Origin of the sequence: Hydrogenovibrio sp. 3SP14C1, assembly GCF_029625905.1 — a bacterium.
GTDB lineage: Bacteria > Pseudomonadota > Gammaproteobacteria > Thiomicrospirales > Thiomicrospiraceae > Hydrogenovibrio.
The window spans coordinates 1-245 of the sequence record NZ_JARTLM010000270.1 but is presented as its reverse complement, the minus strand read 5'-3'; the positions used below and the strand labels follow the sequence as shown (position 1 = coordinate 245).

Sequence of the window (245 nt, the reverse complement as noted above, 5' to 3'; positions counted from 1 at the left end):
AATTTGCACTATAATCTTTCAGGTTACGGAATGTATCCGTACGTAGGAGGGGTTATGGCTACGGCACGTTTAGATATCCGCCTTGATGAAGAGATCAAGGCAAAGGCCGAAAAAGCATCGGCTTTACTTGGTTTAAAAAGTCTCACTGAATATGTAGTGAGACTTATGGACGAAGATGCGTCTCATGTTATTGAGGAGCATGAAAGTATTATGGTTAAAGACAGTGTCTTTGACGAGTTTATGGC

General features: G+C 41.2%; 1 protein-coding gene. It reads left to right on the top strand.

Annotated elements, in window-relative coordinates:
• Positions 1 to 54 precede the first annotated feature (54 nt).
• Positions 55 to 245 (top strand): type II toxin-antitoxin system TacA family antitoxin (locus tag P8629_RS12505; protein ID WP_278166418.1); only part of this gene is annotated, 191 nt, incomplete at its 3' end.